17 protein-coding genes are annotated in these 19,524 nt (G+C 71.7%); 3 read left to right on the top strand and 14 right to left on the bottom strand.

The features are described from left to right. Positions 1-125 precede the first annotated feature (125 nt). The 7 genes from Q7F20_RS12430 to Q7F20_RS12400 all read right to left on the bottom strand — a co-directional run bounded on the left by Q7F20_RS12430 (position 126) and on the right by Q7F20_RS12400 (position 9,324). On the bottom strand, positions 126-3,929 hold the full coding sequence (locus Q7F20_RS12430; protein ID WP_305740393.1) for an AAA family ATPase: 3,804 nt from the start codon (positions 3,927-3,929) through the stop codon (positions 126-128). Positions 3,930-3,961: 32 nt separating this feature from the next. Next, entirely contained in the window at positions 3,962-4,933 is a 972-nt protein-coding gene (mutM, locus tag Q7F20_RS12425; RefSeq protein WP_305740392.1) for a bifunctional DNA-formamidopyrimidine glycosylase/DNA-(apurinic or apyrimidinic site) lyase, read from the bottom strand. Between the two features lie 4 nt (positions 4,934-4,937). Then, positions 4,938-5,663, bottom strand: coding sequence for a ribonuclease III (gene rnc, locus Q7F20_RS12420; RefSeq protein ID WP_305740391.1), 726 nt, complete (start codon positions 5,661-5,663; stop codon positions 4,938-4,940). 13 nt (positions 5,664-5,676) lie between these two features. Next, positions 5,677-5,880 (bottom strand): 50S ribosomal protein L32, encoded by a 204-nt coding sequence (rpmF, locus tag Q7F20_RS12415; RefSeq protein ID WP_022905230.1) that lies wholly within the window; start codon positions 5,878-5,880, stop codon positions 5,677-5,679. Positions 5,881-5,927: 47 nt separating this feature from the next. Then, entirely contained in the window at positions 5,928-6,542 is a 615-nt protein-coding gene (locus Q7F20_RS12410; protein WP_370871675.1) for a DUF177 domain-containing protein, read from the bottom strand. A gap of 76 nt (positions 6,543-6,618) precedes the next feature. Next, positions 6,619-7,113 (bottom strand): pantetheine-phosphate adenylyltransferase, encoded by a 495-nt coding sequence (gene coaD, locus Q7F20_RS12405; RefSeq protein WP_305740390.1) that lies wholly within the window; start codon positions 7,111-7,113, stop codon positions 6,619-6,621. Between the two features lie 21 nt (positions 7,114-7,134). Next, entirely contained in the window at positions 7,135-9,324 is a 2,190-nt protein-coding gene (locus Q7F20_RS12400; RefSeq protein ID WP_305740396.1) for an ATP-dependent DNA helicase RecG, read from the bottom strand. Positions 9,325-9,453: 129 nt separating this feature from the next. On the opposite strand from Q7F20_RS12400, the gene Q7F20_RS12395 reads away from it, so the two are divergent. Further along, positions 9,454-10,014, top strand: coding sequence for an RsmD family RNA methyltransferase (locus tag Q7F20_RS12395; RefSeq protein ID WP_305740389.1), 561 nt, complete (start codon positions 9,454-9,456; stop codon positions 10,012-10,014). Between the two features lie 199 nt (positions 10,015-10,213). Here Q7F20_RS12395 and thiL read toward each other — a convergent pair whose 3' ends face one another. Then, on the bottom strand, positions 10,214-11,221 hold the full coding sequence (gene thiL / locus Q7F20_RS12390) for a thiamine-phosphate kinase (RefSeq protein ID WP_305740388.1): 1,008 nt from the start codon (positions 11,219-11,221) through the stop codon (positions 10,214-10,216). Positions 11,222-11,245: 24 nt separating this feature from the next. Here thiL and Q7F20_RS12385 point away from each other — a divergent pair, with 24 nt between their 5' ends. After that, positions 11,246-11,731 (top strand): DUF3515 family protein, encoded by a 486-nt coding sequence (locus Q7F20_RS12385; protein WP_305740387.1) that lies wholly within the window; start codon positions 11,246-11,248, stop codon positions 11,729-11,731. A 30-nt stretch (positions 11,732-11,761) separates the two neighbouring features. On the opposite strand, the gene Q7F20_RS12380 is transcribed toward Q7F20_RS12385, so the two are convergent. From Q7F20_RS12380 to leuC, 6 genes are all read right to left on the bottom strand, one after another. After that, a complete protein-coding gene (locus Q7F20_RS12380; RefSeq protein WP_305740386.1) occupies positions 11,762-12,862 on the bottom strand; it encodes a D-alanine--D-alanine ligase family protein in 1,101 nt (366 codons plus the stop codon). 32 nt (positions 12,863-12,894) lie between these two features. Further along, positions 12,895-13,908 (bottom strand): NAD(P)H-dependent glycerol-3-phosphate dehydrogenase, encoded by a 1,014-nt coding sequence (locus tag Q7F20_RS12375; RefSeq protein WP_305740395.1) that lies wholly within the window; start codon positions 13,906-13,908, stop codon positions 12,895-12,897. A 79-nt stretch (positions 13,909-13,987) separates the two neighbouring features. After that, on the bottom strand, positions 13,988-14,824 hold the full coding sequence (locus tag Q7F20_RS12370) for a lysophospholipid acyltransferase family protein (RefSeq protein WP_370871674.1): 837 nt from the start codon (positions 14,822-14,824) through the stop codon (positions 13,988-13,990). Positions 14,825-14,828: 4 nt separating this feature from the next. Then, entirely contained in the window at positions 14,829-16,196 is a 1,368-nt protein-coding gene (murA, locus tag Q7F20_RS12365; RefSeq protein ID WP_305740385.1) for a UDP-N-acetylglucosamine 1-carboxyvinyltransferase, read from the bottom strand. Then, entirely contained in the window at positions 16,196-16,792 is a 597-nt protein-coding gene (gene leuD, locus Q7F20_RS12360; RefSeq protein WP_305740384.1) for a 3-isopropylmalate dehydratase small subunit, read from the bottom strand. Before leuD ends, murA begins: the two co-directional genes overlap by 1 nt. Then, positions 16,792-18,255: a 3-isopropylmalate dehydratase large subunit gene (leuC, locus tag Q7F20_RS12355; RefSeq protein ID WP_305740383.1), complete on the bottom strand. Its 1,464-nt coding sequence runs from the start codon at positions 18,253-18,255 to the stop codon at positions 16,792-16,794. Before leuC ends, leuD begins: the two co-directional genes overlap by 1 nt. A 170-nt stretch (positions 18,256-18,425) precedes the next feature. Between leuC and Q7F20_RS12350 the strand changes: the two genes are divergently transcribed. Then, the gene (locus Q7F20_RS12350) at positions 18,426-19,493 is read left to right on the top strand and encodes an FUSC family protein (RefSeq protein ID WP_305740382.1); all 1,068 of its coding nucleotides are present in this window, start codon (positions 18,426-18,428) and stop codon (positions 19,491-19,493) included. Positions 19,494-19,524 lie beyond the last annotated feature (31 nt).

Raw genomic sequence — 19,524 nt, 5'->3', positions numbered from 1 at the left:
CACATCCGGCGGATGGGTCGCCGTCCGTCCTGCGAAAGCGACGGTGTGCCGCCAATGGTTCGCAGCAATCTGTCGCTTTCGCGGAAGCGACAGATCGCCGCCGCGCCACGCCCCGCTACGCCCGGCTACGCGACCGCGACCGCGGCCGCGTCGGCCGGGTCCGCCGACCGCTTCTGCACACGCTGCCCGACGACGGCGGACACGCCGTCCTGCCGCATCGACACCCCGTACAGCGCGTCCGCGATCTCCATCGTGCGCTTCTGGTGCGTGATGACGATGAGCTGCGACGACTCGCGCAGCCGCTCGAAGACCGTCAGCAGCCGCCCGAGGTTCGCGTCGTCGAGCGCCGCCTCGACCTCGTCCATGATGTAGAACGGCGACGGGCGCGCGGTGAAGATCGCCACGAGGAGCGCCACCGCGGCCAGGGACCGCTCCCCGCCGGACAGCAGGGTCAGCCGGTCGATCTTCTTGCCCGCGGGCTTCACCTGCACCTCGATGCCGGTGCCCAGCAGGTCGTCGGGGTTCGTCAGCGCGATCGACCCGGACCCACCCGGGAAGAGGATCGGGAAGATGACGTCGAACGCCTCCTTCGTGTCGGCGAACGCGGACTCGAAGATCGTCTGCATCTTCTGGTCGAGCTCGTCGATGATCGTCATGAGGTCGGTGCGGGTCTTCTGCAGGTCCTCGAGCTGCTCGGCGAGGAACGCGTGCCGCTGCTCGAGCGCCTGGAACTCCTCGAGCGCGAGCGGGTTCACCTTGCCGAGCTGGCCGAGGTCGCGCTCCGCCGCCTTGAGCCGACGCTCCTGCTCGGCGCGCACGTACGGCACGGTCTCGACGTCGGCGGGGTCGACGTCCTCGGAGGCGTCGAACTCGGGCAGCGCGGGCCCGCCGGGCAACGTCGACTCCGCGTCCACCAGGTCGGGCAGGTCATCGTCGTCCCCGGCCGATGCCTCGACCGTCACGTCGTCGTCGGTCGGCGCGGCGTCGGACGGGAGGCGCGGCTCGGCGCCGTCCTCCCCCGTCGCCTCCGACGTGGGACCGTCCAGGGCCGCTGCCGCAGCCGCGCGCTCGGCGTCGCGGTGCTTCCGCGCGAGGACCCGCGGGTCGATCAGGACGTCCACCGGAACGGGCACGTGCGGACCGTACTCGGCGACGAGGACGGCCTCGACCAGTCCGAGCTCGCTCTGCGCCCGATCGAGCACGCCCGACACGTGCAGCTTCTTCTCGTAGATCTCCATCTCGAGCGAGTGCACGCCGTCGGTGATCGACTGGAGACGGTCGCGGAGCTCGCGCTCCTCGTTCCGGATCGTCTGGAGCTCGGTGTTCCGCTTCGACCGCTCGGCCTCTTCGGCGGCGAGCCGCACACGGGCCTCGGCGAGGGACCGGTCGACGGCGCCGAGCAACTCGGGCAGGTCGGCCAGCACGGCCTCGGCGACGGCGATCTGCCCGCGGCGGATGACGGCGAGTCGTGCGGCCTCCGCCGCCGCGGCGCGTTCCGCCTCGAGCTGCCGCTCCAGCTGGTCGGCGCGGGTGCGCTCCGCCCGGACGCGCTCACGGACGGTCTCGACCTGGATGCGCTGCTCGATCTCGGCGGCCCGCGCGGCCTCGAGTGCGTCCTGCAACCCGGGCCGCTCGGACGCGTCCACGACGGGGCGCGGGCGGTCGGTGAACTCCTGGCGTGCGCGTTCCGCCTCGGCGAGCGTCCGGTCGGCAGCCTCGACGGCGCCGTCGGTCTCGGCCAGGGCCGCGCGCAACCGCTCGACCTCCGCCGCGGCGTTCTCGACCTTCGCGCGGGTCGACGCGCTGGTGCGGTCGTACTCCGCCTTCGCCCGCGCGTGGGCGCGGGTAGCGGCGTCCGCTTCGTCGGCTGCGCGACGGGCGTCCTCGACGGCGGTGCGGGCGGTCTGGAGGCGCGTGGCCGCGTCCTCGGCGTCCCTCGCGATCGCGTCGCGGCGGGTGACGGCGTCGTCGCGTTCCGCGACGAGCTCGATGCGCGAGGTCACGCGCTCCCCGCCGCCCGTCACGCGGACCGCACGGACGAGGTCACCCGACCGTGTCACGACCGTCGCCTGCGGGGCGGCGGTGAGCACAGCCTCCAGGTCGACCCCGTCGGTGTCCGCGACGAGTGTGTCCCGCAGGATCGACGCGATCGCGGGCGGTCCCTGCACGAGGTCGAGCGCGGGGCGGACCCCGGCCGGGAGTTCCTCGGGGAGTGCGGACGACGCCGCGTCGGCGTCTGCGACCACGACGTCGATGCGACCGATGTCCTCGGCCCGAGCATGCGCGACGGCGTCCAGCGCGACGGACCGGTCGGCCGCGAGGACGGCGTCGGCGAGTCCGTCGAGCGCGATCGCGATCGCTCCTTCGAACCCGGGCGTCACGCTGAGTCGGTCCGCGAGGCGACCGACGATCCCGTCGCGCCCCGCCTCGATGAGCGCCTGCGAGCCGTCACGGACGTCGATGGACATGCCGAGCGCGGTCACGCGCGCGTCCAACGCGTCGCGTTCGCGTTCGAGGGCGTGCAGTCGGTCACGGAGTTCGTCGCGCGCGGACTGGGCCGCTTCCTGCTGCTCGCGGGCGGTCTCGAGCGCGGTGGTCAGCGCGCCCTCGTCGATGTCCTCGGAGGGATCGGTCCCGAGTTCGGCGAGGGCGGCGGCCGCGCGTTCGGACCGCTCCCCCGCCTCGGCCAGCGCCCGCTCGCGACGTTCTCGGTCGGCCGCCGCGGAGCCGCGCTTCGACGTCGCGACGTCGACGGCGGACCCCAGGCGCTGCGCCTCGAGGTCGTGCTGCGAGACGAGGGCGGCCTGGGCGGCGATCCGCTCGTCGAGCGCGTCGAGGGCCGCACGCGCCTCGTGCACCCGCTGCGCCGCCACGGCCGTGCCGCCGGTCATCTCCGTCGCCTGCGCTTCGAGCCGGTCCGCCTCGTTCCGGACGCCCTGCACCTGCTCCGGCGTGATCGTGGGGCCCTGCTGCGGCGCGTCGGCCTGCTGCGCGAGGAACATCAGGCGCTGGTTCGCCAGGCTCGACAGGCCGCGGAGCCGCTCCTGCACGCTCTCGAGTCGGTGCACGACCGTCCGGGCGCGGTCGACGTCGTCGCCGACCATGCTCTGCTCGACGTGCTGTTGACGCGCACGGGTCTGGTCGAGGCGTTCCTGGAGCACGATGCGCTCGGACTTGCGGCCGGCCTCGACCTCCTGGTGCTCGTGGAGCTCGCGACGCAGGCGGACGACGTCGTCGGCGAGGATGCGGGCCTTGGCGTCGCGGGCGACCGCGGCGACGGACTGCGCCTTGCGGGCGACCTCGGCCTGGCGTCCGAGGGGCTTCAGCTGGCGGCGGATCTCTCCCGCGAGGTCGGACAGTCGGGTCAGGTTCGTCTGCATCGCGTCGAGCTTGCGGAGCGTCTTCTCCTTGCGCCGGCGGTGCTTGAGGATGCCGGCGGCCTCTTCGATGAAGCCGCGGCGGTCCTCGGGGGTGGCGTGCAGGACCTTGTCGAGCTGGCCTTGGCCGACGATCACGTGCATCTCACGGCCGAGGCCGGTGTCGCTCAGGAGTTCCTGGACGTCGAGCAGCCGGCAGTTCTCACCGTTGATCGCGTACTCGCTGCCGCCGTTGCGGAAGAGCGTGCGGGAGATCGTCACCTCGGAGTACTCGATCGGCAGCAGCCCGTCGGTGTTGTCGATCGTCAGGAGGACCTGCGCACGCCCGAGCGGACCGCGCGTGGACGTGCCGGCGAAGATGACGTCCTCCATCTTGCCGCCGCGGAGGGTCTTGGCGCCCTGCTCCCCCATCACCCAGGCGAGCGCGTCCACGACGTTGGACTTCCCCGAGCCGTTCGGGCCGACGATGCACGTGACGCCGGGTTCGAACGCGAACGTCGTCGGCTGCGCGAAGGACTTGAACCCCTTGATGGTCAGGCTCTTCAAGTACATGCGGTCTCCGGGCTCTCTCGCTTCCGGGCAGGCTAACGCCTGCGCGCGCGGGGGCGTGGTTGGCACACGGGGCAGATGTGGCTCGACCGGTTCATGAAGGCCTCGCGCACGATCGTCGTACCGCACCGGGGGCACGGCTTCCCCTGCTGCCCGTAGACGTTCAGCCGCTGCGAGAAGTACCCGGACTGCCCGTTGACGTTCACGTACTGCGCGTCGAAGCTCGTCCCGCCGTCCTCCAGCGCGCGGCCGAGGACGTGCCGGACCTCGGCCAGCAGACCGTGCAGGTCGGCGCGGGTCAACCGCTCCGCCGGACGGTCGTAGTGCAGTCGGGCAGCCCACAGGGACTCGTCGGCGTAGATGTTGCCGATGCCGCTCACGACGCCCTGGTCGAGCAGGACCCGCTTGATGCCGCTCGTACGCTTCCGGGCCGCTGCGATGAAGCGGTCGTCGTCGAAGGCGGGGTCGAGCGGATCGCGGGCGATGTGCGACACCTGCTTCGGGATGCTCCGCCGCCACACGGCATCGGGCTCGGTCTCGTCGACGTGGCCCGCAGAACCCGCGGGCGCCCCGTCGATCGTCGGCACCATGTCGTCGATCGCCATCGAACCGAACGTGCGCTGGTCGACGAACTCGAGCTCGACCGGTGGTTCGGGGGAACCGTCGCGGTCGGTGCCGGCGGGCTGGACGTCGAGGAGGATCCGACGGTGCTTCGCCGCCTCGCGTCCGCGGCCGAGCAGGATCTGACCGCTCATGCCGAGGTGGGCCACGAGGGCCTCGGGACGGTCGCCCTCGCGCTCGGGCTGCAGGGGCATCCAGAGGAACTTGCCCCGGCGGACCGCGGCGGCGATCGTGCGACCGGTCAGGCGGTCGGCGAAGTCCTCGGCCGGACCGTCGTGACGGGTCAGGGCGCGGTCGTCGACCACGTCCACGTGCAGGACCCGCGCGCCGCTGACGGCGGGTTCGAGGCCGGCGCGGACGACCTCGACCTCGGGCAGTTCGGGCACGCGGTCAGGCCGCCCGGCCGGAGAGCTGCGTCCACGCCTGCAGCGCGGCGGCCATCTCGGCGGTCTTCTTGCTCGAACCGGTGCCGGTGGAGACGTCCTCGCCCTGCAGCACGACCGTCGCGTGGAAGGTCTTGTCGTGGTCGGGACCGGCCTCGGTCACGCGGTACGACGGGTTGCCGAGCGACAGGCTCGACGCGAGCTCCTGCAGGCTGGTCTTCGGGTCCATCGCGGCGCCGAAGCGGTCCGGGTCGACCAGCAGCGGCTCGACCAGCCGGAGGACGAGCTCGGTCGCGGGGTCCGGGCCGGCCGAGAGGTACGTCGCGCCGATCACGGCCTCGACCGTGTCGGCGAGGATCGACGACTTGTCGCGACCACCGGTCTGCTCCTCGCCCTTGCCGAGCCGGAGGTACTCGCCGAGGCCGATCATGCGGGCGATCTCGGCGAGGGCGACCGTCGACACCAGGCTCGCCCGCCGCTTGGCGAGGTCGCCCTCGTCGAGGTCGGGGAAGGACCGGTAGAGCTTCACGGTCACGGCCTGGCCGAGGATCGAGTCCCCGAGGAACTCGAGGCGTTCGTTGTGCCCGATGCCACCGTGCTCGTACGCGTACGAGCGGTGGGTCAGGGCGAGCTGGAGGAGCTCGAGGTCGATGTCGACCCCGAGGACTCCCTGCAGACGAACGACGTCCGGCCCCACGGGGCGGGACCCCGTGGCGCCGGACGTCGCGGTCATGCGTGCGGTCCGATCAGACGTCGGCGACCTTGCGGCCCTTGTACTCCATGTACAGGGGCGTGCCGGCGGAGTCCTCGACGACCTTGGCGCGGTGCGGGAGGCTGTAGGTGACCTTGCCGTTCTCGATCGTCTTCACGAGCTGGACCGGCGCGGCCTTCCACTGCGAACGACGGGCGTGCGTGTTGGCACGGGACTGCTTGCGCTTGGGAACGGCCATGGTGGTTCTCTTTCGGTTGGTCGGTGGTCAGTGGCGAGGGGCGGCGGTCAGTCGGCCTGGTCGGCGTCGGACCGCTCCTGACCCTCGGTGGTCTGGGGCGTGGTCGTGCTGGCTGCGTCGGTGTCCTCGCCGCCGCTCGTCGCGTCGTCGAGGGTGAGGCCGCTCAGCGCAGCCCACCGCGGGTCCAGGACCTCGTGAGCGCGCTGCTCGCCGATGTCCGCCAGTCGCTCGCCCGTCACCGGGTCGAGGCCTGGGCAGTCCGGTCGGCAGACCGGCTGGAACGGCAGCGCCAGCACCACCGCATCTCGAACGACCTGTTCACAATCCACGTGGTCATCGTGAACGAAGAAGTCGAAATCCTCCGAGGCATCATACGCGAACAGCTCGGCGAAATCGACCTCGACCGGCTCGGTGATGTCGATCAGGCACCGCGAGCACTCGCCCTCGGCCTCGGCACTGGCGTGCCCGGTGACCAGGACGCCCTCGTGCAGACCCTCGAGCCGGAGGTCGATGTGCATCTCGGCACCTTCGCGGACGGAGATGACACCGGCACCCATCGCGTCCGGCACCTGGATGTCGAGCGAGTGCTCGCGCATCTCGCCCGGCCGGTGCGCGAGGTCGCGCACGCGCAGGGCGTAGGGGCTGTTCACGTGGGAAGACACGATCGACAAGCCTACATCGCTCGGGCCCGCGAGTCGAGGCGGCGACGGGCGTGTCCGCCCCGGGACGGGACCGCGGTCAGCGACCGGTGTGCTCGTGGAGCGCCGCCGCGACGACCGCGGGGACGTACGGGGCGACGTCGCCCCCGAGCGAGGCCACCTGCCGGATGAGCGAGCTCGACACGTGGGCACGGGCGGCCTCGGGCAGCAGGAACACGGTCTCGACGTCGGCGAGGTGCCGGTTCATGATCGCCATCGGGGTCTCGTACGCGACGTCCTCGCCCGAGCGGACGCCCTTCACGAGGACCTTCGCACCGACCTGCCGGCAGTAGTCGACCAGCAGCCCCGAGGTCCACTCCCCCACGCGGACGTTGTCGGGCACACCCGTCTCGACGAGCGACTCCTCGATGAGTCGCACGCGGTCGACGGCGTCGAACATCGCCGGTCGCTTGTCGGGGTTGTGCACGACGAGGACGTGCACCTCGTCGAAGAGACCCGCAGCACGCCCGATCACGTCGAGGTGCCCGAGGGTCACGGGATCGAACGAACCGGGGACCACCGCGATCTGCGCCATGCCCCCGACGATACCGGGCGTTCAGTTCTTGCCGAGGAACGCGGCGTCGGACTCGTCGAGCCGCCGGGCCAGCGCTTCGCGGAGCGCCGGGTGCCCGTCGAGCTGCGGATCGGGCTCGAGCACGCGCTGTGCCTCTTCTCGCGCGTCGACGATGAGGTCGGCGTGCTCGACGACGCGCAGGAGGTTGAGCGACGACCGGCCCCCGGACTGCCGTTCGCCGAGCACGTCGCCCTCGCGCCGGAGCTCGAGGTCGACCCGCGCCAGCTCGAACCCGTCGTCGGACGCCGACACCGCGTCGACCCGCTCGCGCGAGGTCGACTCGGCCTCGGCCGTGGTGACGAGCAGGCACACCCCGGCGTACTGGCCGCGGCCGATGCGGCCGCGGAGCTGGTGGAGCTGCGACACCCCGAACCGGTCGGCGTCGAGCACGGCCATCATCGAGGCGTTGGGCACGTCGACACCGACCTCGATCACGGTCGTCGCCACGAGCACGTCGACGTCGCCGGCGGCGAAGGCGGTCATCACGCGGTCCTTCTCGTCCGCCGTCATGCGGCCGTGCAGGACCTCGATCCGACGGTCGGCGAGGACCGGCATCGTCCGCATCCGTTCCGCCGTCGCGAGCACGGTGGCCGGCGCGTGCTTCGGGGCCTCGTCGCCGTCCGGGTCGGGCTCGCCGTCGTCCTCGGTGTGGGCGTCGTCGATCGCCGGGCACACCACGAACGCCTGTCGGCCGTCGGCGAGTTCCTCGGCCATGCGGGTCCAGATGCGGGACTCCCAGCCGGGATGCTCGGCGAGCGGGACCGTGAACGTCTCGACGCCCGCCCGACCGGAGGGCAGCCCGGTGATCGTCGAGACGTCGAGGTCGCCGAACACCGTCATCGCCACCGTGCGCGGGATGGGGGTCGCGGTGAGGACGAGCACGTGCGGCGGGGTCGACCCCTTGGTGCGGAGTGCCTCCCGCTGTTCGACGCCGAAGCGGTGTTGCTCGTCGACCACCACGAGGCCGAGCTCGGCGAAGTCGACCCGGTCGCCGAGGAGGGCGTGCGTGCCGACCACGAGCCGCGAGCTCCCGGACGCCGCCGCGAGGAGGGCCCGCCGGCGTTCGTCCGTCGACTGCGACCCCGTGAGGATCACCGGTCGGAGCTCGGCCGCGAGGTCGGGGCCGAGGAACTTCACGATCGACCGGAGGTGCTGCGCTGCGAGGACCTCGGTCGGGGCGATGAGCGCCGACTGCCCGCCGGACTCGGCCACGGTCAGCATCGCCCGGATCGCCACGAGGGTCTTGCCGGAGCCGACCTCGCCCTGCACGAGGCGGTGCATCGGCCAGTCCGCCGCGAGGTCGTGGGCGATCTCGGCGCCGACCGACCGCTGGTCGTCGGTGAGCGTGAACGGCAGGGTGGCGTCGAAGCGCTCGAGGATCCCACCCGGCGAGGCGGAGCGCGGGGTGGCCGCGGTGGCTCGCGCGGCGATCCGGCGCTGCACGAGCGCGGTCTGGAGCACGAACGCCTCGCGGTAGCGGAGGGCGTCCTGCGCGCGCTTGAAGTCCGCGACCTTCTCGGGGCGGTGCAGCAGTTCGAGGGCCCTGCGGAACGGTACGAGGTCGAGCCGGGTCCGCACCCGGGCGGGGATCGGGTCGGGGACGTCCGGCAGCGTGTCGAGCACGATCGCCATCGACTTCGCGATCTGCCACGAGGTCAGCGTGGACGTCGCCGGGTAGATCGGGATCGGCTGGCGGGAGAAGCGGATGGCTTCCTCGGACTCGGGGTCCGCGGTGGCCCGAGGGTCGTCACGGTCGAACAGCTCGTAGTCGGGGTGGGCGAGCTGCCGCGCACCCCGGTAGTCGCCGACCTTGCCGGAGAAGATCCCGCGGGCGCCGGGCACGAGGTCCTTCGTCCGCCAGCCCTGGTTGAAGAACGTGAGGGTGAGCAGCCCCTTGCCGTCACCGATCTTGGCTTCGAGGATCGAACCGCGGCGGGCGCGCATCGTCCGTTCGCGGACGTCGACGACCTCGGCCACGATCGTCACGGACTCGCCGATCGCGAGCGAGTCGAGCGCGGTCAGGGCACCGCGTTCGGCGTAGCGACGGGGCGCGTGCTCGAGGAACTCACCGACCGTCCGGTACCCGAACGCCTTCTCGATCGCGCTCGCGGTCCGCCCGCCGAGGACGTTCGACAACCGCGCGTCGAGCGGGGCGGGGCCGAGGTCCGGCACCGCCGGCTCGGTTGACGTTCCGGTCGTGACCACACGTCAACGGTACCCGGCGGCACCGACGCGACCCGCGCCTCCTGGACCCCCTGTGGAGAACTCCTGGAGGGCCGGGCGGCCCGCTACGGTGGCTGCATGACCCGCATCATCGCCGGTGCCGCCGGCTCCACGACGCTCCGGGTGCCGAAGTCGGGCACACGGCCGACGAGCGACCGGGTGCGCGAGGCGCTGTTCTCGTCGCTCGAGGCACGTGGACTCGTCGACGACACCTCCGTCGCGGACCTGTACGCCGGCACGGGTGCGCTCGGGCTCGAGGCGGCGTCGCGCGGCGCGGTCGAGGTCGTGCTCGTCGACCGTGCCCCCGCGGCCGCGCAGGCATGCAGGGCGAACGCGAAGGCCGTGCAGCAGCGGGTGCCCGGGGTGCGGATCGACGTCCAGCCGCAGCCGGTGCTCGGGTACCTGCGCGGCACCGTTCGGACGTTCGACCTGGTGTTCATCGACCCGCCGTACGACGTCACCGAGCACGAGCTCGCCGAGGTGCTCGAGACGCTCGTGCCCCGGCTCACGGCGGCCGCGGTGGTGGTCGTGGAGCGGAGCAAGCGCTCTCCGGAGCCGACCTGGCCCGCGGGGCTCGAGCCGTTCAGCAAGCGGAGCTACGGCGAGACCGTCGCGTGGGAGGCCGTGGTCGCCGCCTGACGCGGGTGCCGCCCGTTGGTCGCGCTCGCTGCGGTGTGACATCGTCGTTGTCGTACGACGTCGGTGATGTCACTCGCCCGCGCTCGCAACAGTTGCACGCGCGCGGCGACGACATCGTCGTGGTCGTACGACGTCGACGATGTCGCACGCCCCCGCCGGCCCGCCGGCCGAGTCCGCCGCGCCGCGCCGCGCCTCCCGCTCAGCCCGCCGCGCCGTCCCAGTCCGCGTAGGGGTCCCACCCGGCCGTCGGCACGGGCGCTCCTCCGCGCACGAGGTCCGCGTCGCCGCGGTCGAGGACCACGCCGATGCGCCGGAAGCCTCCCGGCAGCGGGACCCCGGGCGGGAACGTGGCGAGCAGCCCGTGGTCCTCGCCGCCGTGCAGCGCCACCTCGTCGAGGACGGACTCCCTATCGGGGGACTCGTCGAGCGCGAGGGTCACCCGACTGGCACGGGCGAGCCGTCCGGCGTCGATCGCCAGGCCGTCGGAGAGGTCGAGCATCGCCGTCGCGCCACCGGACGCCGCGAGTGGCCCGTCCGCGATCGGCGGGACCGGACGCCGCTGTCGTGCGACGTCGGGGTCGGCGTCCGCGCCGCTCGCCACCACCGCCGCGCGCGAGGGTTCACCGTCGGTGTCGACGCCCTCGCGGAAGAGCCGCGTGAGCCCCCTCGCCGCCGGCCCGAGCTCCCCGGAGACGGCGAGGACGTCACCGGGACGGGCGCCCGAGCGGACGACGGGGGCACGGCCCTCGAGGTCGCCGAACGCCGTCACCGACACCGTGAACGCCGACGACGTCGAGAGGTCCCCGCCGACGACGCCGCAGCCGGGCGCCAGGGCCTCGACGGCCAGCCGCACCCCGTCCGCGAAGGACTCGAGCACCGCGACCGGGGTGTCCTGCGGCGCCGCCAGGGCGATCACGAGGCCCGTCGGGACCGCGCCCATCGCGGCCACGTCGGACAGGTTCGTCGCCGCGGCCTTCCACCCGACGTCCTCGGGCGCGGACCAGGCCCAGCGGAAGTCCGGCCCGTGCACCATCATGTCGGTCGTCACCACGAACCGTCCGTCCGGCGCCGCAACGACCGCGCAGTCGTCACCGGGGCCGAGCAGCGGTGCTCCGTCCGGCAGGCGACGCACGATGCGGTCGAGGACGACGAGCTCGCCGAGCTCCCCCACGGTCGGTCCGGCCCAGGCGTCGTACGTCGCGTCCACACGAGAACGGTAGCCTGGACGTCGATGGACACCGTGCGCCGCCCCACCCGGATGATCGCGATCGTCGGGGTCGTGGTCGCCCTCGCGGCCGGGCTGACCGGGTGCACGAACGCCGTCGCGATGTCCCCGGCCCCGTCGGCCGACGCCGCAGCGTGCGCGGCCGTGCAGGTGCGACTCCCGGCGGTGGTCGACTCGAAGTTCGACCTGCGGAACACGAACGCCCAGTCGACAGCGGCGTGGGGCGACCCCGAGGTGGCGCTGTACCACTGCGGCGTCGCGGTCCCGACGGTCTCCGACCTGCCGTGCTTCTCACTCGGCGACGTCGACTGGATCCGCGACGATCGCGGTGACCGGATCGTCTACACGACGTTCGGACGGTCGCCGGCCGTGCAGCTCGTCATCGACTCGACGAAGACCACCAACCAGGTCGTGCAGGACGTCACCGACGCGGTGTCGACGCTCCCGAAGGACGGGCACCGGTGCCTGGACCCGTCCGACGTCGACAAGTGACGACGATGCGGCACATCGCCGACGAGCGACTCAGCGGACGGCAGCGCGCCCCAGCTCGATGAGCTCCCGGACGAGCTCGCCGTAGGACACACCCGAGGCCGCCCAGCAGCGCGGGTACATCGACAGCGGCGTGAACCCCGGCATCGTGTTCACCTCGTTCACCACGAAGCCGTCGTCGGTCAGGAAACAGTCGACCCGAGCGAGCCCGGAGCCACCGATCGCCTCGAACGCCCGCGCGCCGATCGACCGGATCTCGTCGGTCTGCACCTCGGTCAACGGGGCCGGGCAGAGCAGCGACTCGTCACCGCCGAGGTACTTCGACGCGAAGTCGTAGAAGCCGTCCTCGGCGACGACGATCTCGCCGGGAAGACTCGTGCGCGGGACACCGTCACGGCCCTCGAGCACCGCGACCTCGACCTCGCGACCGATCACCCGCGGCTCGACGATTACCTTGGAATCGTGCTCGAACGCGAGGTCCATCGCGGCACCGAGCTCCTCGGGACCGTCCACACGGGAGACCCCCATGCTGGATCCCGCGCGCGCGGGCTTCACGAAGAGCGGCCACCCGTGCGCGGCGACCGACTCGGCGACGTCCACCGGGTCGGCCGTCCACTCGCGCCGGAGCACGGTCGTCCACGGCGCGACCCGGAGGCCGGCGTGCTCGAGCACGGCCTTGGCGACGTGCTTGTCCATGGCGAGGGCACTCGCGAGCACCCCGTCGCCGACGTACGGCAGGCCTGCGATCTCGAGGAGACCCTGGACGGTGCCGTCCTCGCCGAACGGGCCGTGCAGGATCGGGAAGACGATGTCGACCGCGATCGACGTGACGGAGCCGTCCGGGTGCGAGACGACGAGTTCGTTCGTCGCGGGCGACGTCGGGAACGCCACGCGGGTGCCGTTGTCGGGCACGGTCGGGAGCGCACCGTCGCGCAGGGCCCACTGTGCCGGGTCGTCGGGCTGGAGCGTGAACGCCCCGTCCTTGGTGATGCCGATCGGCACGAGCTCGTACTCGGTGCGGTCGACGACGTCCATGATCCCGCCGGCGGTCACGCAGCTGATCTCGTGCTCGCTCGAGCGGCCGCCGAACAGCACGGCGACGGTCGTCGGGGACACGGGTGCGATCGGGGGCATGGCAGTCCTCTTGCTGGTCGGGGTCGGACCGGTCACTCGCCCTGGGGTTCGTCGGTCTCGGTGAGGTGCGGCGCGATGTTGCGCGGATCGAGCCTACCGGCGAGCACCTCGGCCACCTGACCCACGATCGGCATGTCGACGCCGTTCGCCGCAGCGAGCTCGAGGATCGGTGCGACCGATGCCAGCCCCTCGGCGGTCTGGTTCATCTGCCGCACGACCTCGTCGAAGCGGTAGCCCTGCCCAAGCAGCCGACCGGCGGTGTTGTTCCGCGAGAGGGGTGACTGGCACGTCGCGATGAGGTCGCCCAGCCCGGCGAGCCCCGACAGCGTCGAGGGCTGCGCGCCGAGCGACACCGCGAAGTCGGTCATCTCGGCGAGCCCGCGCGTGATGATCGACGCCTTCGTGTTCTCGCCGTACCCGACACCGTCGACGATCCCGATCGCGACGGCGATGAGGTTCTTCAGCACTCCGCCGAACTCGGTCCCGATGACGTCGGTGTTGATGAACGAGCGGAAGTAGGGGTTCGTGGCGACGGCGGCCACCGCGCTGGCGGTCTCCGCCGACGACGACGACACGACGGCAGCGGTGGGCTGCCGACGGGCGATCTCCAGTGCGAGGTTCGGGCCGCTCGCGACGGCGATGCGGTCCTCGTCGATGCCGAGCCCTTGGAGCAGTACCTCGCTCATCCGCAGCCCTGTCGCCTTCTCGACGCCCTTCATCAGGCTCACCACCGGCACCCCCGGGGCGAGCAGCGGCGCGATCGCGGCGAGGTTCGACCGGAGCGTCTGCGACGGGACGGAGACGTACACCTGCGACGCGCCGTCGAGCACCTCGGCGAGCGACGTCGAGGCGGTCAGGGTACGCGGCAGGTTGATCCCGGGCAGGTACTCCGAGTTCCGCTTGGTCTCGGTGATCTCGCGGGCGACCTCGGGACGCCGCGCCCAGACCACGGTCGACGCGCCACCCTCCGCCAGCACCTTGGCGAACGTGGTCCCCCAGCTGCCCGCACCGATGACGGCGACGCGGGGCTTGTCGGTCGACTGCATGACCACACGGATGGCCGCGGTGTCCACCGCTCCGGGGGCTGCGACGGCGGGGTCGGGACGGTCCTCGTGGGGACGGAGCTCACTCAAACCGGCCGGTCTCCTTCTGGTTGTTCGCCGCCGGGTCCCAGCGGGTCGCGGGTGCCTGCTCCCCGCGGATCTCCTCGAGCAGCGCGGTGATGTGCTGCATCAGCAGCTCGGTCGCCTCGACGAGGACGTGCTGGTCGATCGGCTTGCCGCGGTACGCCGACAGGTCGACGGGGTCGCCGACGATGACGTCCACCCGGGACGGCGGGATCAGACGGAGCTTCTTGCCGTAGCGCGCCATGATGTTCTGCGTGCCCCAGTGGGCCATCGGGATGAGCGGCACGTCGTTCTCGAGCGCGATCCGCACCGCGCCGGTCTTGCCGCGCATCGGCCACAGGTCGGGGTCGCGGGTCAGCGTGCCCTCGGGGTAGACGATGATGGCGCCGCCCTGCTCGACGAGCGAACGACCGCCGCCGAGCGGGTCGCTCAACCGCGTGCGACCGGAGCGCTCGACGGGGATCTGGCCCATGCCGGACATGATCTTGCCGAAGACGGGCACCGTGAAGAGCGACGCCTTGGCCAGGAACCTCGGCGCACGACGGGACAGCCAGACCGCGGTGCCGACGACGAGCGGATCGATGTTCGTGAAGTGGTTCGGTGCGAGCACGAACGCGCCCTCGGCCGGCAACCGGTTCGGGCCGTGCCAGTGGTACCGCGCCGAGAACCGGAAGGTCGGGATGACCACGGTCGCGAGGATGCGGAAGGCGGTGTTCAGTTCGCCCTTGCGCCACCGGCGCCCAGGGACGGGCATGCCGGTGGTGACCTGCGAGGCGGAGGCGCGCCGCGCCTCCTGGCCCTCGCTCTCACCGCGAGGAGCCGGAGCAGCAGACACGGCGCTACCCCGCGAAGTCGAAGTCGGCGCCGAGCTTGCGCAGCTTCGGGATGAAGTGCTCGTAGCCGCGGCTGATGATGCCGACGTTGGAGATGCGCGACTCGCCCTCGGCGGTCAGCGCCGCGATGAGGTGGCTGAAGCCACCGCGGAGGTCCGGCACACGGACGTCTGCCGCGTGCAGCGGCGTGGGGCCGGTGATGACCGCGGCCTGCTCGAACGGGCGACGGGCGACACGGCGGTCGTGACCGGGCAGACCCTCCTTGTGGACGACGATGTCGGCGCCCATCTCGTTCAGGGCGTCGGTGAAGCCGAAGCGGTTCTCGTACACGGTCTCGTGCACGATGCTCGTGCCCTCGGCCTGCGTGAGCGCGACGATGAGCGGCTGCTGCCAGTCGGTCATGAAGCCGGGGTGCACGTCCGTCTCGACGACCACGGGGCGAAGGACCTCGCGCTCGCGGTAGAACCGGATGCCGTCCTCCTGGATGTCGAAGCCGCCGCCGACCTTGCGGAAGACGTTGAGGAACGTCATGAGCTCCTGCTGCTTCGCACCCTCGACGAAGATGTCGCCGTTGGTCGCGAGCGCGGCGGAGGCCCAGCTGGCGGCCTCGTTGCGGTCGTTGATCGCGCGGTGCGTGTACCCGCGGAGCGACTCGACGCCCTCGATGAAGATCGTGCGGTTCGGCTCGACGGTGACGACCGCGCCCATCTTCTGCAGGATGGCGATGAGGTCCATGATCTCGGGCTCGATCGCGGCGTTGCGGAGTTCGGTGACACCGGTGGCGAGCACGGACGAGAGCAGCACCTGCTCGGTCGCACCGACGCTCGGGTACGGCAGCTCGATCTTCGCACCGCGCAGACCGTCCGGTGCGGTCAGGTGGATGCCGCTCACCTGCTTGTCGACGACCGCACCCATGGCGCGGAGGGCGTCGAGGTGGAAGTCGATCGGGCGGTCGCCGATGCGGCAGCCGCCGAGGTCGGGGATGAACGCCTCGCCGAGCTTGTGCAGCAGCGGGCCGCAGAACAGGATCGGGATGCGGCTCGAACCGGCGTGGGCGTCGATCTCGGCGAAGTGCGCCGATTCGACGTTCGACGGGTCGAGGATGAGCTCGCCTCGTGCAGGATCGCTGATGCGCACGCCGTGCACCTCGAGCAGGCCGCGGACGACCTTGACGTCGGAAATGTCCGGGACGTCCTTGAGGATCGACGGGGTGTCCCCCAGGAGCGCCGCCACCATGGCCTTGGTCGCGAGGTTCTTCGCCCCACGGACCTCGATGCGTCCCACGAGCGGCTTGCCGCCGCGGATGACGATCTCGTCCGACTTGAGGCCCACGCGCGCCCCTGCGGCTGCTGCGTCCTGTACGAGAGAGTTCACTACTTCACCGGCAATGTCTTCGGCCGCCAACGGGAGCGGCGGGATTCGAACTCCGTGATCGAGGTCTCGTCACGGAGGGTGAGCCCGATGTCGTCGAGCCCTTCCATCAACCGCCAACGAGTGTAAGCGTCGATCTCGAAGGGCACGTCCACCGCGCCGAGCGACACGCGCTGGGTGACCAGGTCGACGGTCGCCTGCACCCCCGGGTCCCGCTCGATCTCGGCCCACAGCTGCTCGACTTCCGATTCGGTCACGATCGCGGTGACCAGGCCCTGCTTGCCCGCGTTGCCCTTGAAGATGTCCGCGAAGCGGGGCGAGATGACGACTGCGAAGCCGAAGTCGCGGAGCGCCCAGACCGCGTGCTCGCGGGACGACCCGGTGCCGAAGTCGGGCCCGGCGACCAGCACCTTCGCGCCCTGGTACTCGGGCTGGTTCAGCACGAAGTCGGGGTCCTGCCGCCACCCGGCGAACAGGGCGTCCTCGAAGCCTGTCTTCGTGACGCGCTTGAGGTAGACGGCCGGGATGATCTGGTCGGTGTCGACGTTCGAGCGCTTGAGCGGCGCGGCGACGCCGGTGACGGTGGTGATCTTGTCCATCAGAACTTCCCCTCGGTGGCGGTGGTCTCGGTGTCGGTGACGGACGCCAGGGCGTCGTCGGTCTCGAGGTCCCACGGGCTCGACAGCGTCCCTCGGACGGCGGTGGCCGCGGCGACGAGCGGCGACACGAGGTGCGTCCGGCCACCCTTGCCCTGTCGGCCCTCGAAGTTGCGGTTCGAGGTGGAGGCGCAGCGCTCCCCCGGCGCGAGCTGGTCGGGGTTCATGCCGAGGCACATCGAGCAGCCCGCGAACCGCCACTCCGCGCCGAAGTCGGTGAACACCTTGTCCAGCCCCTCGGCCTCGGCCTCGAGCCGGACGCGCGCGGAGCCCGGCACGACCATGACCCGGACGCCGTCGGCCTTCTTGCGCCCCCTGATGATCGACGCGAAGGCCCGGAGATCCTCGATCCGCGAGTTCGTGCACGACCCCATGAACACCGCGTCGACCGCGATGTCCTTCATCGGCGTGCCGGCCTGCAAATCCATGTACTCCAGGGCGCGCTGCGCCGCGGCCTGGTCGTTCGGGTCGCTGTAGTCCGACGGCGACGGCACGTTCTCCGACAGGGACACGCCCTGGCCGGGGTTCGTGCCCCAGGTGACGAAGGGCTCGAGCTCGTCGGCGTCGATGAACACCTCGGCGTCGAACACGGCGTCGTCGTCGGTCGACAAGGTCTCCCAGTACGCGACGGCGTCGTCCCAGTCCTGGCCGGTCGGCGCGTGGTCACGGCCCTGGACGTAGTCGTAGGTGGTCTGGTCGGGGGCGACCATGCCCGCGCGGGCACCGGCCTCGATCGACATGTTGCAGATCGTCATGCGGCCCTCCATCGAGAGCGCACGGATCGCGGAGCCGCGGTACTCGAGCACGTAGCCCTGCCCGCCGCCGGTACCGATCTTCGCGATGACCGCGAGGATGATGTCCTTCGCCGTGACACCCGGCCGCAGCGTGCCCTCGACCGTGATGGCCATGGTCTTGAAGGGCTTGAGCGGGAGGGTCTGCGTCGCGAGGACGTGCTCGACCTCACTCGTCCCGATGCCGAACGCCATCGCACCGAACGCGCCGTGGGTGCTCGTGTGCGAGTCGCCGCACACGACCGTGATGCCGGGCATGGTCAGGCCGAGCTGCGGGCCGACCACGTGGACGATGCCCTGCTCCTTGTCGCCGAGGGAGTGCAGGCGGACGCCGAACTCCTCGCAGTTGCGGCGGAGCGTCTCGATCTGGGTCCGGCTCGTCGGGTCGGCGATGGGACGGTCGATCGCCAGCGTCGGCGTGTTGTGGTCCTCGGTCGCGATCGTCAGGTCCAGGCGACGAACCGGGCGGCCTGCCTGCCGCAGGCCGTCGAAGGCCTGCGGGCTCGTCACCTCGTGCACGAGGTGGAGGTCGATGTAGAGGAGGTCCGGGTTCCCGTCCTCACCCTTGACCACGACGTGGTCGTCCCACACCTTCTCGGCGAGCGTCTTTCCCATCGGCTCGACCCTTCCTCGTTGACGTCGGTACGCCGCTCCCGCGGCTCGGTCCGGTCACTCTAGCAGGTTGGTATACCAACGCGCGTCGCGCCGTGGCTCCTGCCTTCGGGACGACCTGGAGGCGCGGCTCGACTCCGCGACACCCGTCGCGGTGGGAAGATGGGGACGACATGACGACACCTGCGCACTCGACCCGGACCATCAACATCGAGGGCGCGATCCGCGCCGCGGTCGCCGGTGGCGCGCCGCTCGCGCTGCTCATCGCCCTCGGGATGCCCGAGTACGCGGCCTTCGCGATGTTCGCCGGGTTCACGGCGATCTTCGGTGCGACCGAGCCCTACCGGCAGCGGGCGGTCACGACGGGCGTCGCCGGCGGGATGCAGGCACTGTGCATGGCCGCCGGCGTGGGCGTCGCCCTGGCCGGTTCGCAGCTCTGGATGCAGGCCGTCGGACTCGTCCTCGTGCTCGTCTTCGCCGTCTGCACGCTGAGCACGCTCCGCACGATCCCGGCGCAGCCGATCTTCCCGGTGTTCGCGTTCCTCGTCTCCTCGCTCGTGCCGGTCCGCCCGGCCGACCTCCCGGTCATCGCGACGATCATCGTGTGCTCGGTCGTCTGGGCGTGGCTCGTCGCCATGTCCGGGTCGGTCCTCCGACTGGTGCTGCACCCGCGCGCGCCGCACCGCTTCCGGCCGCTGGCCGAGCGCAAGCACCGCTCGCTCGCGGTCCTCCGGACGCCCGCACTGTGGGAGACCGTCGCCCTCAACGTCGTCGGGGCGCTCGTCGCCGGTGCCGTCGCCGAGACGATCCCCGGGCTCGGGCACCCGTACTGGGCGGTCATCGCCGTCGTGTCGACGCTGCCCGCGCTGCGCCAGCGGCACACGGTGTTCCGGGCGTTCCAGCGCTTCATCGGCACGATCGGCGGCACGGTGATCGCCGTCGGCATCCTGCTGCTCGAACCCTCGGCGTGGTGGATCGTCCTCATCGCCGTCGTCGGGCAGTTCTTCGCCGAGATCTTCGTCGCGCGGCACTACGCCGTGTGCCTCCTCTTCCTCACGCCGCTGGCCCTCGCCGTGTCGTGGTTGAGCCTGCCCGAGGCCCCGGAACTCCTCGCACTCGACCGCGTCGCGCAGACCACCCTGGGTGCGCTCGTCAGCGTCGCGCTGCTGTTCGTCGGGCGCGGGATCGAGCGGCGGCGGGGTCGGGCGCTCGGCGCGACGAGCGCGATCCGGACCGTCTGAGGCGCGGCGTCCGGGCTCGGGCTCGGGGGCG

The organism is Curtobacterium sp. A7_M15 (genome assembly GCF_030705415.1).
Taxonomy (GTDB): Bacteria; Actinomycetota; Actinomycetes; order Actinomycetales; family Microbacteriaceae; genus Curtobacterium.
Note: the sequence above shows the minus strand (reverse complement) of the source record. Positions and strands in the feature narration are given on the sequence as shown.

Excerpts from the sequence above, each read along its gene's own strand:
- Q7F20_RS12430 (WP_305740393.1), bottom strand. The coding sequence starts at position 3,929 with ATGTACTTGAAGAGCCTGACCATCAAGGGGTTCAAGTCCTTCGCGCAG.
- rnc (WP_305740391.1), bottom strand. The coding sequence starts at position 5,663 with ATGACCGCGACGTCCGGCGCCACGGGGTCCCGCCCCGTGGGGCCGGAC.
- rpmF (WP_022905230.1), bottom strand. The coding sequence starts at position 5,880 with ATGGCCGTTCCCAAGCGCAAGCAGTCCCGTGCCAACACGCACGCCCGT.
- coaD (WP_305740390.1), bottom strand. The coding sequence starts at position 7,113 with ATGGCGCAGATCGCGGTGGTCCCCGGTTCGTTCGATCCCGTGACCCTC.
- Q7F20_RS12395 (WP_305740389.1), top strand. The coding sequence starts at position 9,454 with ATGACCCGCATCATCGCCGGTGCCGCCGGCTCCACGACGCTCCGGGTG.
- Q7F20_RS12385 (WP_305740387.1), top strand. The coding sequence starts at position 11,246 with ATGGACACCGTGCGCCGCCCCACCCGGATGATCGCGATCGTCGGGGTC.
- Q7F20_RS12380 (WP_305740386.1), bottom strand. The coding sequence starts at position 12,862 with ATGCCCCCGATCGCACCCGTGTCCCCGACGACCGTCGCCGTGCTGTTC.
- Q7F20_RS12375 (WP_305740395.1), bottom strand. The coding sequence starts at position 13,908 with ATGCAGTCGACCGACAAGCCCCGCGTCGCCGTCATCGGTGCGGGCAGC.
- leuD (WP_305740384.1), bottom strand. The coding sequence starts at position 16,792 with ATGGACAAGATCACCACCGTCACCGGCGTCGCCGCGCCGCTCAAGCGC.
- leuC (WP_305740383.1), bottom strand. The coding sequence starts at position 18,255 with ATGGGAAAGACGCTCGCCGAGAAGGTGTGGGACGACCACGTCGTGGTC.
- Q7F20_RS12350 (WP_305740382.1), top strand. The coding sequence starts at position 18,426 with ATGACGACACCTGCGCACTCGACCCGGACCATCAACATCGAGGGCGCG.